This is a genomic window from Sediminibacterium sp. (assembly GCF_051861365.1).
Lineage (GTDB): Bacteria > Bacteroidota > Bacteroidia > Chitinophagales > Chitinophagaceae > Sediminibacterium.
On sequence record NZ_JBHYCW010000008.1, the window covers coordinates 69,941 to 82,528 of the forward strand.

The 12,588-nt window shown below is 38.3% G+C and carries 17 protein-coding genes; 16 read left to right on the forward strand and 1 reads right to left on the reverse strand.

Translation table 11 applies throughout. The features are described 5' to 3' along the window. The first annotated feature begins 69 nt into the window (after positions 1 to 69). From ACTIEV_RS05425 to ACTIEV_RS05500, 16 genes are all read left to right on the forward strand, one after another. Positions 70 to 516, forward strand: a complete 447-nt coding sequence (locus ACTIEV_RS05425; RefSeq protein WP_322195217.1) for a hypothetical protein — start codon at positions 70 to 72, stop codon at positions 514 to 516. A 67-nt stretch (positions 517 to 583) separates the two neighbouring features. After that, complete coding sequence (locus ACTIEV_RS05430) at positions 584 to 1,234, forward strand: Crp/Fnr family transcriptional regulator (RefSeq protein WP_322195215.1); 651 nt, start codon at positions 584 to 586, stop codon at positions 1,232 to 1,234. Between the two features lie 57 nt (positions 1,235 to 1,291). Next, a complete protein-coding gene (locus tag ACTIEV_RS05435; RefSeq protein ID WP_322195213.1) occupies positions 1,292 to 2,104 on the forward strand; it encodes a sulfite exporter TauE/SafE family protein in 813 nt (270 codons plus the stop codon). 244 nt (positions 2,105 to 2,348) lie between these two features. Beyond that, positions 2,349 to 3,767: an MBL fold metallo-hydrolase gene (locus ACTIEV_RS05440; protein ID WP_322195211.1), complete on the forward strand. Its 1,419-nt coding sequence runs from the start codon at positions 2,349 to 2,351 to the stop codon at positions 3,765 to 3,767. Further along, the gene (locus ACTIEV_RS05445) at positions 3,767 to 4,054 is read left to right on the forward strand and encodes a rhodanese-like domain-containing protein (RefSeq protein WP_439516222.1); all 288 of its coding nucleotides are present in this window, start codon (positions 3,767 to 3,769) and stop codon (positions 4,052 to 4,054) included. Before ACTIEV_RS05440 ends, ACTIEV_RS05445 begins: the two co-directional genes overlap by 1 nt. A 2-nt stretch (positions 4,055 to 4,056) precedes the next feature. Next, positions 4,057 to 4,365 carry a rhodanese-like domain-containing protein gene (locus ACTIEV_RS05450; protein ID WP_322195207.1) on the forward strand — a complete coding sequence of 103 codons (309 nt, stop codon included), beginning with the start codon at positions 4,057 to 4,059 and terminating at the stop codon, positions 4,363 to 4,365. Positions 4,366 to 4,367: 2 nt separating this feature from the next. Continuing rightward, positions 4,368 to 4,604, forward strand: a complete 237-nt coding sequence (locus tag ACTIEV_RS05455) for a hypothetical protein (RefSeq protein WP_322195205.1) — start codon at positions 4,368 to 4,370, stop codon at positions 4,602 to 4,604. Continuing rightward, positions 4,588 to 4,803 carry a DUF6132 family protein gene (locus tag ACTIEV_RS05460; RefSeq protein WP_322195203.1) on the forward strand — a complete coding sequence of 72 codons (216 nt, stop codon included), beginning with the start codon at positions 4,588 to 4,590 and terminating at the stop codon, positions 4,801 to 4,803. Before ACTIEV_RS05455 ends, ACTIEV_RS05460 begins: the two co-directional genes overlap by 17 nt. After that, on the forward strand, positions 4,793 to 5,098 hold the full coding sequence (gene trxA, locus ACTIEV_RS05465) for a thioredoxin (protein ID WP_322195201.1): 306 nt from the start codon (positions 4,793 to 4,795) through the stop codon (positions 5,096 to 5,098). The genes ACTIEV_RS05460 and trxA overlap by 11 nt, the downstream gene beginning before the upstream one ends. Then, positions 5,095 to 5,355, forward strand: coding sequence for a heavy-metal-associated domain-containing protein (locus tag ACTIEV_RS05470; protein ID WP_322195199.1), 261 nt, complete (start codon positions 5,095 to 5,097; stop codon positions 5,353 to 5,355). Before trxA ends, ACTIEV_RS05470 begins: the two co-directional genes overlap by 4 nt. 28 nt (positions 5,356 to 5,383) lie before the next feature. Next, entirely contained in the window at positions 5,384 to 6,766 is a 1,383-nt protein-coding gene (locus tag ACTIEV_RS05475; protein ID WP_322195198.1) for an OprD family outer membrane porin, read from the forward strand. Between the two features lie 9 nt (positions 6,767 to 6,775). Further along, positions 6,776 to 7,753, forward strand: coding sequence for a c-type cytochrome (locus ACTIEV_RS05480; protein ID WP_439516223.1), 978 nt, complete (start codon positions 6,776 to 6,778; stop codon positions 7,751 to 7,753). A 43-nt stretch (positions 7,754 to 7,796) separates the two neighbouring features. Next, positions 7,797 to 8,387 carry a YeeE/YedE family protein gene (locus tag ACTIEV_RS05485; RefSeq protein WP_439516238.1) on the forward strand — a complete coding sequence of 197 codons (591 nt, stop codon included), beginning with the start codon at positions 7,797 to 7,799 and terminating at the stop codon, positions 8,385 to 8,387. 11 nt (positions 8,388 to 8,398) lie between these two features. Further along, positions 8,399 to 8,908: a DUF6691 family protein gene (locus ACTIEV_RS05490; protein ID WP_439516224.1), complete on the forward strand. Its 510-nt coding sequence runs from the start codon at positions 8,399 to 8,401 to the stop codon at positions 8,906 to 8,908. Between the two features lie 6 nt (positions 8,909 to 8,914). Next, positions 8,915 to 10,159 (forward strand): MFS transporter, encoded by a 1,245-nt coding sequence (locus ACTIEV_RS05495; protein WP_439516225.1) that lies wholly within the window; start codon positions 8,915 to 8,917, stop codon positions 10,157 to 10,159. A 41-nt stretch (positions 10,160 to 10,200) separates the two neighbouring features. Further along, the gene (locus ACTIEV_RS05500; protein ID WP_439516226.1) at positions 10,201 to 10,794 is read left to right on the forward strand and encodes a hypothetical protein; all 594 of its coding nucleotides are present in this window, start codon (positions 10,201 to 10,203) and stop codon (positions 10,792 to 10,794) included. A gap of 263 nt (positions 10,795 to 11,057) precedes the next feature. Here the strand turns inward: ACTIEV_RS05500 and ACTIEV_RS05505 are convergent, their stop codons facing one another. Then, positions 11,058 to 12,587: a TSUP family transporter gene (locus tag ACTIEV_RS05505; RefSeq protein WP_439516227.1), complete on the reverse strand. Its 1,530-nt coding sequence runs from the start codon at positions 12,585 to 12,587 to the stop codon at positions 11,058 to 11,060. Between the last annotated feature and the right edge of the window lies 1 nt (position 12,588).

The window sequence follows — 12,588 nt, forward strand, 5'->3', positions numbered from 1 at the left end:
TGTTTTAAGGAAGATAAAACTACTGGAATAGCTTAGTTTTTCTACCTTCCTGCTTTTATATTTTCAAAAATGTCATTACCCGGCAACAAAAAGAAAGTAGATGTCATTGATAAGGTACTGGAAGCCTGTTACCATTATAATAAAGATGCCTTGTTTGTGATGAGCCTAATGCATCAGTATGAAGAAAGAGGCAGCTTAAGCAAAAAACAGTTAGAGGGCTTGGTAGCAAAAGCACGCAAAGTGCCGGATATGCCTGTAGGTTGGTTGGCTGCAGTTGAAGCTATTATTCTTAAAATGCCTACACGTGATAAAACACCGATAGACCGCAATAAGCCAACAGCAACCGATTCATATGAAAAATGGATCGATCAATGTAAAGCCATCCTTGAAAAATATCCCGGTCACAAAAGAGTGTTGTATTTTGATGCTTTACTACAACAACGAAACCCTTTTTCAGCTGTTGAACAGCAAGAGCTGGAAAAATTTTATCGGCTATTGATTGAGGGTAAAAAATGAAGCGTGACAAATATCACGCTCCCATTATTTTATCCTTATAAATTTGCAGATTGTCTAAATTGCGTGAGTGATCCCTATTGAAATCATACGAAAGCACTTCCCTTTTTTTGAAAAAGAATTACAGGATCAGATCGCTGATGCCGGTGAAGTTCGTGAATTTGAACCAGGGGAGATTTTAATGAAAACCGGACAGAACATCCGATCTACCATGCTCGTAATATCCGGATTGATCAAAATATTCAGGGAAGATGAAGAGGGTAATGAATTCTTTATGTATTACCTGCAACCCGGACAAGCATGTGCGCTTTCTATGGTTTGTGCTATTAAGCAAGAGACCAGTCAGATCATGGCAAAAACTTCTGCCAAAACAGAAGTCATCACTATTCCACTCAATTATATGGATCAATGGATGGCGGGTTATAAAAGTTGGTATCACTTTGTAGTGAGCAGTTACAGAGACCGTTTTGAAGATATGTTGCAAACGATTGATCATATTGCTTTTCGTAATATGGATGAACGTTTGGTCTTTTATTTACAACAACATCAGAATACCCTTAAATCGAATATTGTATCCATTAGCTTTACAGAAATAGCGCAGGAGTTGAATTCTTCAAGGGAAGTCATTTCAAGATTGATGAAAAAGCTGGCTGAAAAAGGAATGATCAAACAACACAAATCACATATCGAAATCATTAACCTGCAAAAATTATTATCGTGATATAAATCACGAAAGATTCAGAAATCAAGTCTGAGTTTTGCGGTCAAATTATTTGAAATGGAAATGGCAGGTTATATCGCATCACTCGTTATTGGTATCTCACTGGGATTGATTGGTGGTGGTGGATCTATTCTCACGGTTCCGGTACTCGTATATCTTTTTGGCGTAGAGCCCGTTTTAGCAACAGCCTATTCACTGTTTATTGTTGGGGCTTCCAGTTTGGTGGGAGCAATCCCTAAATACAAACAAGGACTGGTGAACATCAAAACAGCGATTATTTTTGGAGTACCCTCTATTGCCGCTGTTTTTGCTACCAGAAAGTTCATTGTACCCTTAATTCCTGCTGAAGTGTTTCAAATCGGGGACTTTGTCATCACAAAGTCGATTTTGATGATGCTACTCTTTGCAGTGCTGATGGTGTTTGCTTCTGTGTCAATGATTCGTGAAAAAAACAAAAACGGTACTAAGGAGCCGGAGGAACAAAAATTCAATTACCCTATTATTCTTTTAGAAGGTGCTGTTGTAGGTATTTTAACCGGTTTGGTAGGGGCCGGTGGTGGATTTCTGATAATCCCCGCATTGGTTCTTTTGAGTAAATTACCCATGAAACAGGCGGTAGGTACTTCACTTTTAATTATTGCAGCTAAATCATTGATAGGATTTACAGGAGATATTAGTAACTATACAATGAACTGGCGCTTGCTGGGTATTGTTTCAGCTTTAGCGATTGCAGGTATTTTCATAGGTAATCAGCTGAGTAAAAAAATAGACGGTCATAAACTCAAAAAAGGCTTTGGTTGGTTTGTATTAATCATGGGTATTTATATCATCGCCAAAGAACTTTTACTGCCCGGTAGTGGTGGTCATTAATCTAGTCTCTTATACCCCCCAATAAAGAAAGGTCTGCAGCAATGCGGGCCTTTCGCCTTTTATGACAAAGAACAGCTTGAAATGTGACGAATGTCACGTTTTTCTCCAGTATTCATTTGCAGTTTTACATAATGATAGCAAGACTTTCAAGAAAAATGTTAAAGCCAACGCAACGTGATAACGGTCACGATAAAAGAGCACGGCAGTTTTGACATTTGCCATATCAAATCAAAAAAAGAATACCATGATAGTAGAACAAATTTATACCGGCTGTTTAGCACAAGGCGCTTATTATATTGAAAGTAATGGCGAGGCAGTTGTGATTGATCCATTAAGGGAAGTAGCTCCTTATATTCAAAAAGCAGAGCGCAATGGTGCGAAGATCAAATATGTTTTAGAAACGCATTTCCATGCCGATTTTGTTTCAGGTCATATTGACCTCGCAAAGAAAACAGGTGCCAAGATTGTTTACGGACCAAATGCACAACCTGATTTTGATTTTTACTCCGCCGAAGATGGTGAAGAATTAAAAGTAGGTAATGCTACCATCAAAGTATTGCATACACCCGGTCATACCATGGAAAGTACCTGCTACTTATTAAAAGACGAGACAGGAAAAGAAGTGGGCTTATTCAGTGGTGATACTTTATTCATCGGAGATGTTGGTCGTCCTGATCTGGCTCAAAAAGTAAAAGCTGACCTCACACAGGAAATGTTAGCGGGTTATCTGTTTGATTCATTGCGCAATAAGATCATGCCTTTGTCTGATGATATCATCGTATATCCGGCTCATGGTGCCGGTAGTGCTTGTGGTAAGAATATGAGTAAAGAAACCACAGATACTTTAGGCCATCAAAAACAAAGCAACTATGCATTACGCGCTGATATGACCAAAGAAGAGTTCATCAAAGAAGTCATTACCGGATTGGTAGCACCGCCTGCCTATTTCCCTTTGAATGTAATGATGAATATCCATGGATATGACAGCATTGATACGGTATTGGAAAGAGGTCAGCATGCATTGAGTCCCGAAGCTTTTGAAGCAGCTGCCAATGAAACAGGTGCATTGATACTTGATACCCGTGATCCACAAACATTTGCAGCAGGTTTTGTACCCAATGCGATCAACATTGGTATTGATGGAAATTTTGCTCCTTGGGTAGGTGCTATGGTGCCTGATATCAAGCAAGAGATCTTATTGATCACTGATGAAGGAAGAGAGCAGGAAGTCGTTACACGATTAGCAAGAGTAGGTTATGATTTTACCATCGGATACCTGAAAGGCGGTTTTGAAGCATGGAGAGCATCCGGCAAGGAAATAGATCAAATTCGTTCGATCTCAGCTGATGAACTTGCAACGATCGTATCGAATGAACAAGTAACTATACTTGACGTTCGTAAAAAAAGTGAATACCTCAGTGAACATGTACTCAATGCCGAAAACGCTCCGCTTGATTTTATCAATGACAGCATGAGTTTGATCGACAAGAATAAAACCTATTATATACACTGTGCAGGCGGCTATCGTTCCATGATCTTCAATTCCATTTTACGTGCCAGAGGATTTGACAATCTGATTGATGTAAAAGGTGGTTTCAAAGCCATTAAGGAAACAGGAAAGTTTCATGTGAGCGATTATGTATGTCCAACAACCTTATTATAATGATGAAAACAATACAAGAACTAATCAACGATAAAAATACGGTTATCATTGATGTAAGAACGGCAGGTGAATATGGGGTTTCACATTATCCGGGAGCGATCAATATTCCTTTGGATGAATTACCCAAACATCTCAATCAATTGAAAGCAGAGAATAAGCCTATTCTTTTATACTGCAGAAGTGGTAACAGAAGTGGCATTGGTATGAATTTCTTACTCCAACAGGGGTTCCAAGAAGTGTACAATGGGGGCGGATTGAATGACATGTTATTCTATCAAAATAAATAAATATGCTAACAATATTTAAAAAGTTACTTCCCACACCCATAGATTTCAAGCAAATATTGGTTAACGGAGGTTTGCTAATTGATGTGAGAACAAAAAGTGAGTTTGCGAAAGGACACATTAAAGAGTCTATCAATATTCCTTTAGATATACTCCCCGAAAAGATCTCTAAGTTGCAAAAGATAAAAAAACCGGTCATTACCGTTTGCAAAAGTGGAAATAGAAGTAGCGTCGCTAAAAGTATATTGAAAAGCGCTGGTATAGAGGCTTATAATGCAGGTGCATGGAAAAGTCTAGAACAGAAAATAAAATAAAGATGAAAGTATTAATAAGCAACTGGCATATCATGCGCATCATACGTTTAATCTTAGCACTTGCTATTATAGTACAGTCTTGGTATATGAAAGATACCACCACTGCTGTACTCGGTATACTATTACTGGCCAGCGCTATTTTTAATATGGGTTGTTGTGGGCCTGCCGGTTGCTCTACTTCATTTAGTTCATCAAAAAAACCTCAGGAGAAGAATACAGGATATGAAGAAGTGGTATAAACAAAACAGTTTAATCATATTAGGCGCTTTTACAGGAGCCATAGGGGGTTATTTGTATTGGAAGTACATTGGATGTGTGAGTGGTACTTGTGCCATCACTTCAAAACCATTCAATAGCACCATTTATTTTGCCATCATAGGTGCATTGGTATTCAGTTTATTCAAAAAGAATTCGAAAGAAAAGAGCTATGTTGAATAATTCATTCCAAAAAATCATAGGTAGCGAAACGCCTGTTCTGGTTGACTTTTATGCAGACTGGTGTGGACCCTGTAGAATGATGCCGCCTGTTTTAAAGGAGTTAAAAGACCGGCTGGGAGACCGGATAAAAATTTTTAAAGTAAATGTGGATGAACACAGTGATGTTGCTTCTCATTTTCAAGTGAGTAGTATTCCTACATTGATGGTATTCAAAAAGGGTGATCTTCTATGGCGAGAGCCGGGCGTGAAGAATGTTTCACAATTACAACAGATCTTACAAATGCATATATCATGACCAGTACAGAAATAATTTTTGTGGAGAATATGCGATGTAGAGGTTGTGCCAATACGATAGAATCAACACTTATCAAAATACCCGGCGTTCAAGGTGTTGATATTTCATTGACCGATAAAAAGGTTTGTGTAATGGGTATTGGTATAGATAGAGATCTCATCATTAAAACCTTAGAAAAAATAGGATACCCTTTATCTGGCAAAAATTCCTTCTTCAGAAAAGCTGTTTCTTTTATTGCTTGTTCCAGCGGTCGATAATCACTTTCTATTATAAAAACCTTTATATATGACAGTACGTATTGCTGCTATCATGCTTATACTATTTTTTCAAAACTTCTCTGCTTCCGCAATGCAGGAGACTGAAAGCAGTCCTATTGATAGCAACAGCTTAAGAGCTGCTTTTGTAAATGGAAAAACAGAAGCGCATTTCCGATACTTTTTTATGGCTACTGATAATCAAAAAGGACTTACAGATTATTATGCCAACGCCGTGGGTGGTGGATTAAAATATCAAACCGGAAAATTTCATGGCTTTCAGGCAGGCGTGGGTGGGTTTTTCATTTTTAATATTGGGTCTTCTGATCTACATCAACCTGATGCACTCACAAAACAGGTGAACAGATACGAGATCGGATTATTTGATATCGAAAACGCATCCAATAAAAATGATATTGACAGATTGGAAGAGCTCTATTTGAAATACAACTTTAAAAAAGCTAGTATCAGCTTAGGCAAACAACTCATCCATACTCCATTTATCAACTTACAAGATGGTAGAATGAGACCTACAGGAGTAGAAGGTCTTTGGCTGAATGCTACATCAAAAAAAACAAAATGGGAAGGGGGTGTCTTATGGGGTATGAGTCCGAGAAGTACTGTTCGGTGGTTCAATATTGGTACTTCAATCGGTGTATATCCTCAAGGAATCCAGGAAAATGGACAAGCTGCTAATTATAGAGAACATGTACATAGTAAAATCATTGGAGTGCTGGGTCTCACACATACATTTGAAGAGGGGTTGAGATGGCAACTATGGGAACAATGGACAGAAAACGTGTTCAATACGGTTTTATTACAAGTAGATAAAAATTGGGGAAGCAGCTCCTTTTATTCGGGTGTGCAAGGCATTATACAACATGCATTGAATGATGGGGGAAATGTTGATCCAAGTAAAACCTACATACAAAAAGGCAGTAAAGCATTTAGTTTCGGTGCCACTACCGGTTGGAAAAATAAAAACACGGATATTTCATTCAATTATAACCGTATTACATCAAGCGGTCGTTATATGATGCCAAGAGAATGGGGAAGAGATCCGTTTTATACATTTCTACCCAGAGAGAGAAATGAAGGTTTCGGAGATGTACATGCCGGATTGGTCAAATTCAAGCAATCATTTCCTAAACAACATCTACAAACATGGATTGGATTTGGGTACTACCACTTACCGGATGTAACCAATACACGATTGAATAAATATGGAATGCCTTCATACACACAATTCAATGTAGATATTCAATATCATTTCGTGGGAGTCTTGGAAGGGATGAATGCGCAATTCCTGTATGTATATAAGGGACAAGAAGGGAATAGTTATGGAAACAACAAATATGTGATACATAAAGTAAACACATCTTTATTCAACTTAATTTTAAACTATCAATTTTAATCAAGTGCTATGTGGAGAAAGATTCAATCAGACTGGCCTGCATATTTGCTTGCACTAGTTGTATTATTGGTAATCGTATTAAAGCTACCCATGAACCATCATGAAAGAGTGTTGGCATCGTTGGAAGATAGTACCTGGCATGCCCCAAGTTTATACCTTGATCCTATTAAAAATAATCAAGAACGGGAACTCATTACCTATGGCAAAGAATTAATTGCGAATACCTCAACTTATCTCGGACCCAAGGGAACTGTAATGCAGATCAGTAATGGGATGAATTGTCAGAATTGCCATATTGATGCGGGTACTAAACCGGATGGAAATAATTTTAGTGCTGTATCTGCTAACTATCCTTTATTTAGAGACAGAAGTGGTGAAGTAGAAAGCATTTACAAGCGCGTGAGTGATTGTTTTGAAAGGAGTCTAAATGGTACTGCACCTGATAGTACCAGTAGAGAATATCAAGCCATCCATGCATATATTCAATGGTTAGGAAAAGATGTCGCAAAAGGCTCTCACCCAAAAGGAAGTGGTATCAAAAAACCGGATTTTCTCCAACGTGCGGCTGATCCTGAAAAAGGAAAGAAAGTATATACTATTTATTGTGAACGTTGTCATGGAGTCAATGGTGAAGGACAAGTAAACCTGGGAAATACAGGATACAGTTACCCTCCGTTGTGGGGAAAGAACAGTTATAATACCGGAGCAGGTTTATACAGACTTAGCAACTTTGCAGGTTTCATTCAATCTAACATGCCTTTTAATGAAGTATCAGCTCATAATAAATTGACGGACGAAGAAGCATGGGATATTGCAGCGTATGTAAACAGTCAACCCAGACCTATCATGAAAGAATCGCACGATTGGCCCGATATCAGTAAAAAACCTGTTGATCATCCTTTTGGTCCTTATGTTGATGGTTTTAGTGAACAACAGCATAAATATGGTCCGTTTTTGCCGATTGTTTTAGCCAGAGAGAAAAACTAAGTAAGCGTGACATGCATCACGTTTCAAAAAACAGAAACCATTCATTTTTGCAACTCAATCAAGTAAACCAATGAAAGAATTTTTACAACAACCTTGGCCTTGGTACGTTGCCGGTGTTTTAATCGGATTGATTGTACCTGCATTATTGATTTTAGGCAATAAACATTTTGGTATTTCAGCCAATTTGCGACATGCTTGTGCAGCTTGTTTTCCTTCCAATATCAACTTCTTCAAGTATGATTGGAAAAAAGAAAGCTGGAATTTATTTTTTGTAGGAGGCATATTGATTGGGGCACTCATTGCAGCATTGGGTTTACCTGATCCGAACCCAATTGTAGTAAATCCTGATCTTGTCAATGAATTGAATACGTATGGCATCAATGATTATAGCAGTATGGTGCCCCAACAACTGGTATCCTGGGATAGTTTATTCACTGCCAGGGGATTGATCATGATGGTAGGTGGTGGTTTTCTGGTAGGTTTTGGTTCACGTTATGCGGGTGGATGTACCAGTGGTCATGCTATTATGGGATTAAGCAATCTTCAATGGCCATCATTGGTAGCTACTTGTTGTTTTATGGCCGGTGGATTTCTCATGGCCAATTTGATTCTTCCTTTCATTATGAAATTATAAATTGAAAAGACATGTCTGCAGAAAAAAATATACAAGAAATACTAACCGACTTTGAAGTTCGCTCATTGGATACGGTTTGTATCAATGAATCTACTCAACAACATCCCTGGTGGTACAATTTTAAATACCTCGCAGTGGGTATATTATTTGGAATTGTATTTGTAAAAGCTGAAATCATATCATGGTTCAGAATGCAAGAAATGTTTCGCTTTCAAAGCTTTCATATGTATGGTGTAATAGGTACTGCAGTAGTGGTAGGCGCTATTTCCATTGCACTCATCAAAAAATTCAAAGTGAAAACCATTCATGGAGAAGAGATAAACTTTACACCAAAAAAATTCAATAAAGGACAAATCATTGGCGGACTTATTTTTGGTTTGGGTTGGGCATTGACAGGCGCTTGTCCGGGACCTATTTTTGCTCAGATAGGTATGGGAATCACTGTGATGATCGTTGTTTTATTAAGTGCTATTGCCGGTACTTGGGTATATGGTTATTTCAGGGACCGATTACCCCACTAATACATCATGAACATGCAAGGGCTTCAAAAAAATGCTTATCAATTTTACCTATTGGTCTTGGTGAATGCATTTGTAGGAGCGATGATTGGACTAGAGCGTTCAGTATTATCTGGATTAGGTGAACAAATATTCCATCTCAGCGCATACGCTGTAATTCTTTCTTTCATACTTGCATTTGGGTGTACAAAAGCATTGGCGAATCTGGGAGTGGCTTTTTTATCAAGCAAATTCAATCGTAAAAAAATACTGATACTGGGCTGGATGGCAGCTTTGCCTGTTCCATTCTTACTCATGTATGCAAGATCCTGGGAATGGATCATTCTAGCGAATATTTTATTGGGTATCAATCAAGGACTGACATGGTCTTCAACTGTAATCATGAAAATTGATTTGGTTGGGTCTAAGAACAGAGGACTGGCCATGGGTATCAATGAATTCGCAGGTTACTTATCTGTTGGACTTGCCGCTTTATTAGCCGGTAATATTGCTGCTACATGGGGTTATCAATATTATCCCTTTTTACCCGGTGTACTCTTTGTAATTGCAGGCTTGCTTATTTCCGTCTTTTTGGTAAAAGACACCACTCATTTTGTAGCACACGAAACCGCTCAAAGTAATATAGAGATATATCCCAAACTTTGGCAACAAATAAGCTGGAGACACCACAACATGGGATCTGTTAGTATCAATGGTTTAATCAATAACATGAATGATGCAATGGTATGGGGACTTCTTCCATTGTTACTGATACAGCGAGATTTCACCACTGTACAAATTGCATGGGTAGCCGGTATCTATCCGGCTGTTTGGGGACTTTCACAGTTATTCACCGGAACAATGGGAGATCGCTTTTGTAAAAAACAGATCATTAGTGCCGGTATGTTCCTACAAGGGGCGGCCATACTCATGTTCGTATTTTTCAGTTCATTTAGTTTAACCGTTGCAGCTTCTGCAGTATTGGGTATTGGAACAGCATTGGTATATCCGAATTTTTTAACGGTGATCGCAGAAAACCTACATCCAACACAAAGGGCTAAGGGGTTGAGTATTTTTCGTTTCTGGAGAGACAGTGGTTATGTATTTGGCGCTTTGTTGGCAGGCATATTAGCAGATATATTCGGACTCAGCATTACATTGATGATTGTTGCCGGTATAACAGTTCTTGGAGGAGTATTGGCTGAAATTAGAATGTGTTGCACCCTTCGTCAGTTCTGGAAATCAAATTTATGTTCAGAAGCAGCTGTGTATTAAAATATTTATCTATTTTGAGTACACCCTATTGTCACTGAATCATGAAGAAACTCTTATTTTCTTTCCTATTTATTGTTTCTTTACAAGAACTACCTGCACAATTAAAACTTCCGACAGATGACCCATCAGGTAAAGTAGTATTCAAAAAAACATCTGCCGTCATCTTACCAAGATCCGAAATGTATAGGCGAGCCAGAAACTGGTTATTGTATCAATACGCCACCTCAAAATTTGAAGACTACTTTAATATCAGTAAAAAAGGAAAACCCGTTTATTTAGCAGAAGACTCAAGGATGCGAAGCATATCCGGGAAATATGGTTTCTATATCATGTATCCGATCAAAGATTTATCCGGATTAAACATGAAACAAACATTTGTCATGTACACATTGACGGTAAACTTTAAAGACAGCGCTTTCGAAAGTAAGGTATCAGACCTGAAATGCTTTACCACTAACACTTCTAGAAATAGAATGCGTCCACCACAATTTGATTTGGAAGCCTATAATAGTGTTCAATTGAATCGATTAGATCATGTTCAGCAGTACATTATTCCTCAGGTAACAAATAGTGTCCGAAAAATACATGAAGATTTATACCGTAATATCAGATACGGGAATCTCACGTCTGAATGAATTAAAAACAGTTGAAAAGACGACTCAGATGTAGTGATGTTGCTACATGTATTTAACAGGCATTGCTATTGTTCTGTTGTCCGCTTCGTTGTTTCTTTATGTTATAAAATACCCCTAAAAGGACTATTTTAGAATCCAACCATCTTAAGAAAATCCAAACAGCCTGTTAACTCTTGTAGTGTAAGTTAAACGGGCAATATCCGAAAAGAAAAACCAAACGCTACCAACCTTTGCAGGATACTTTCCAGCAAAGGTTTTTTATTTTAAAAAATTGAGTCCCATAAAATGCGCAAGCTCCAAATAACCACCATGATCCCTACGGCAATGAACATGGTTTTCAAAGGAAGCTTCCCCGTTAGCCTTGCGGCTAATGGTGCTGCTATTAATCCACCAATAATTAATCCTGCAATCACTGGCCAATGAGAGATCCCCAACAAGGAAAAGAAAGTTGCTGCACTTGCCAGCGTTACAAAAAACTCCGTAATACTCACAGAGCCTATTACATATCGTGGTGTTCTTCCTTTCAGAATCAAGGTACTGGTTACCAATGGCCCCCAACCACCTCCACCAAAAGAATCTAAAAAACCTCCAATCGCTCCCAACCATCCTACACGACGAAATTTTTTTTGCTTTCTTTCTTTTTTAAAACCGGTTCTTAAAATGCGCCCCCCCAGAAATAATGTATAGCCAGCCAATACCGGTTTTATATAATTCGTGTATTGATCGGCCAAAGTTGATAATAAAACCGCACCCAATATCGCTCCAATCACACCCGGTATCAATAAGGTTTTGAATAACTTTTTGTTGACATTCCCAAAGCGATAATGACTATACCCCGATGCTGCACTGGAGAACATTTCTGCAGTATGAATACTACCACTGATGGCAGGAAGTTTGATACCCAGCGACAATAATACAGTAGCAGACACTACACCATAACCCATCCCCAATACGCCATCTACTAATTGTGCAAGAAAGCCTGCCAATATCATCCAATAAAAAGTACTGTCAAGCGACTGCAGCAGGTTTTTAGATTCATTGAACAATGTGGTAAACGGAATATAGGATAGTACAAGGTGACCCACAAACATGAAGAAGAAAGCAAACAGAAATCCGGAAGCAATTTTCTTCCATCTTTTTTCTGCAACCGAAAATGTTTTTTGCGGATGAGGAGACATCACTGATGTGATCTCGTTCAACTTTTTAACTTTCTCAGAAAAATCACCTTTGAGTTGATTTCTGATGTGTTGCATATTATCCAGTAATACATCCATTTCATCCGGGATCACTTCCTGTAATGTTTCTTTTACCCTTTTAGCGATCGTTGGAGATTTTCCATTGGTAGAAATGGCAATCTTCAGATTCCCTTTCTGTACAATAGAGCCTAAATAAAAGTCACAGAGTACCGGCGTATCAGCTACGTTCACCAGAATTTTTCTCGCTTTTGCATCATTCCTGATTTCTTCTGCTGTAACTATATCATTGACCGCAACAATCACAATATCTGCATCATATAAATCGCCTGAAGAATAACTTTTAGAAACAAGCTCTACACGGTCTTTATCTGCAGCGATATGTAACAGTTCTTCAGAAAATTGTTTTGCCACGATTCGTATTCTCGTACAAGGTGCATGAGTTAATAGCGCCTGTAGTTTTTCAACTGCTACCGGACCTCCGCCAACAATCAATACCCTAAGTCTTTCCAATTGAAGAAAAACAGGGAAAAGTCGATTATTCTTTTTACGAACAAAGGATGCAGCATTGCTTGTATCTACAGATGCTATCACTTCCATG

Excerpts from the sequence above, each read along its gene's own strand:
- ACTIEV_RS05455 (WP_322195205.1), top strand. The coding sequence starts at position 4,368 with ATGAAAGTATTAATAAGCAACTGGCATATCATGCGCATCATACGTTTA.
- ACTIEV_RS05490 (WP_439516224.1), top strand. The coding sequence starts at position 8,399 with ATGTCTGCAGAAAAAAATATACAAGAAATACTAACCGACTTTGAAGTT.
- ACTIEV_RS05450 (WP_322195207.1), top strand. The coding sequence starts at position 4,057 with ATGCTAACAATATTTAAAAAGTTACTTCCCACACCCATAGATTTCAAG.
- ACTIEV_RS05495 (WP_439516225.1), top strand. The coding sequence starts at position 8,915 with ATGAACATGCAAGGGCTTCAAAAAAATGCTTATCAATTTTACCTATTG.
- ACTIEV_RS05470 (WP_322195199.1), top strand. The coding sequence starts at position 5,095 with ATGACCAGTACAGAAATAATTTTTGTGGAGAATATGCGATGTAGAGGT.
- ACTIEV_RS05425 (WP_322195217.1), top strand. The coding sequence starts at position 70 with ATGTCATTACCCGGCAACAAAAAGAAAGTAGATGTCATTGATAAGGTA.
- ACTIEV_RS05435 (WP_322195213.1), top strand. The coding sequence starts at position 1,292 with ATGGAAATGGCAGGTTATATCGCATCACTCGTTATTGGTATCTCACTG.
- ACTIEV_RS05440 (WP_322195211.1), top strand. The coding sequence starts at position 2,349 with ATGATAGTAGAACAAATTTATACCGGCTGTTTAGCACAAGGCGCTTAT.
- ACTIEV_RS05505 (WP_439516227.1), bottom strand. The coding sequence starts at position 12,587 with ATGGAAGTGATAGCATCTGTAGATACAAGCAATGCTGCATCCTTTGTT.
- trxA (WP_322195201.1), top strand. The coding sequence starts at position 4,793 with ATGTTGAATAATTCATTCCAAAAAATCATAGGTAGCGAAACGCCTGTT.
- ACTIEV_RS05480 (WP_439516223.1), top strand. The coding sequence starts at position 6,776 with ATGTGGAGAAAGATTCAATCAGACTGGCCTGCATATTTGCTTGCACTA.
- ACTIEV_RS05445 (WP_439516222.1), top strand. The coding sequence starts at position 3,767 with ATGATGAAAACAATACAAGAACTAATCAACGATAAAAATACGGTTATC.
- ACTIEV_RS05500 (WP_439516226.1), top strand. The coding sequence starts at position 10,201 with ATGAAGAAACTCTTATTTTCTTTCCTATTTATTGTTTCTTTACAAGAA.
- ACTIEV_RS05460 (WP_322195203.1), top strand. The coding sequence starts at position 4,588 with ATGAAGAAGTGGTATAAACAAAACAGTTTAATCATATTAGGCGCTTTT.
- ACTIEV_RS05475 (WP_322195198.1), top strand. The coding sequence starts at position 5,384 with ATGACAGTACGTATTGCTGCTATCATGCTTATACTATTTTTTCAAAAC.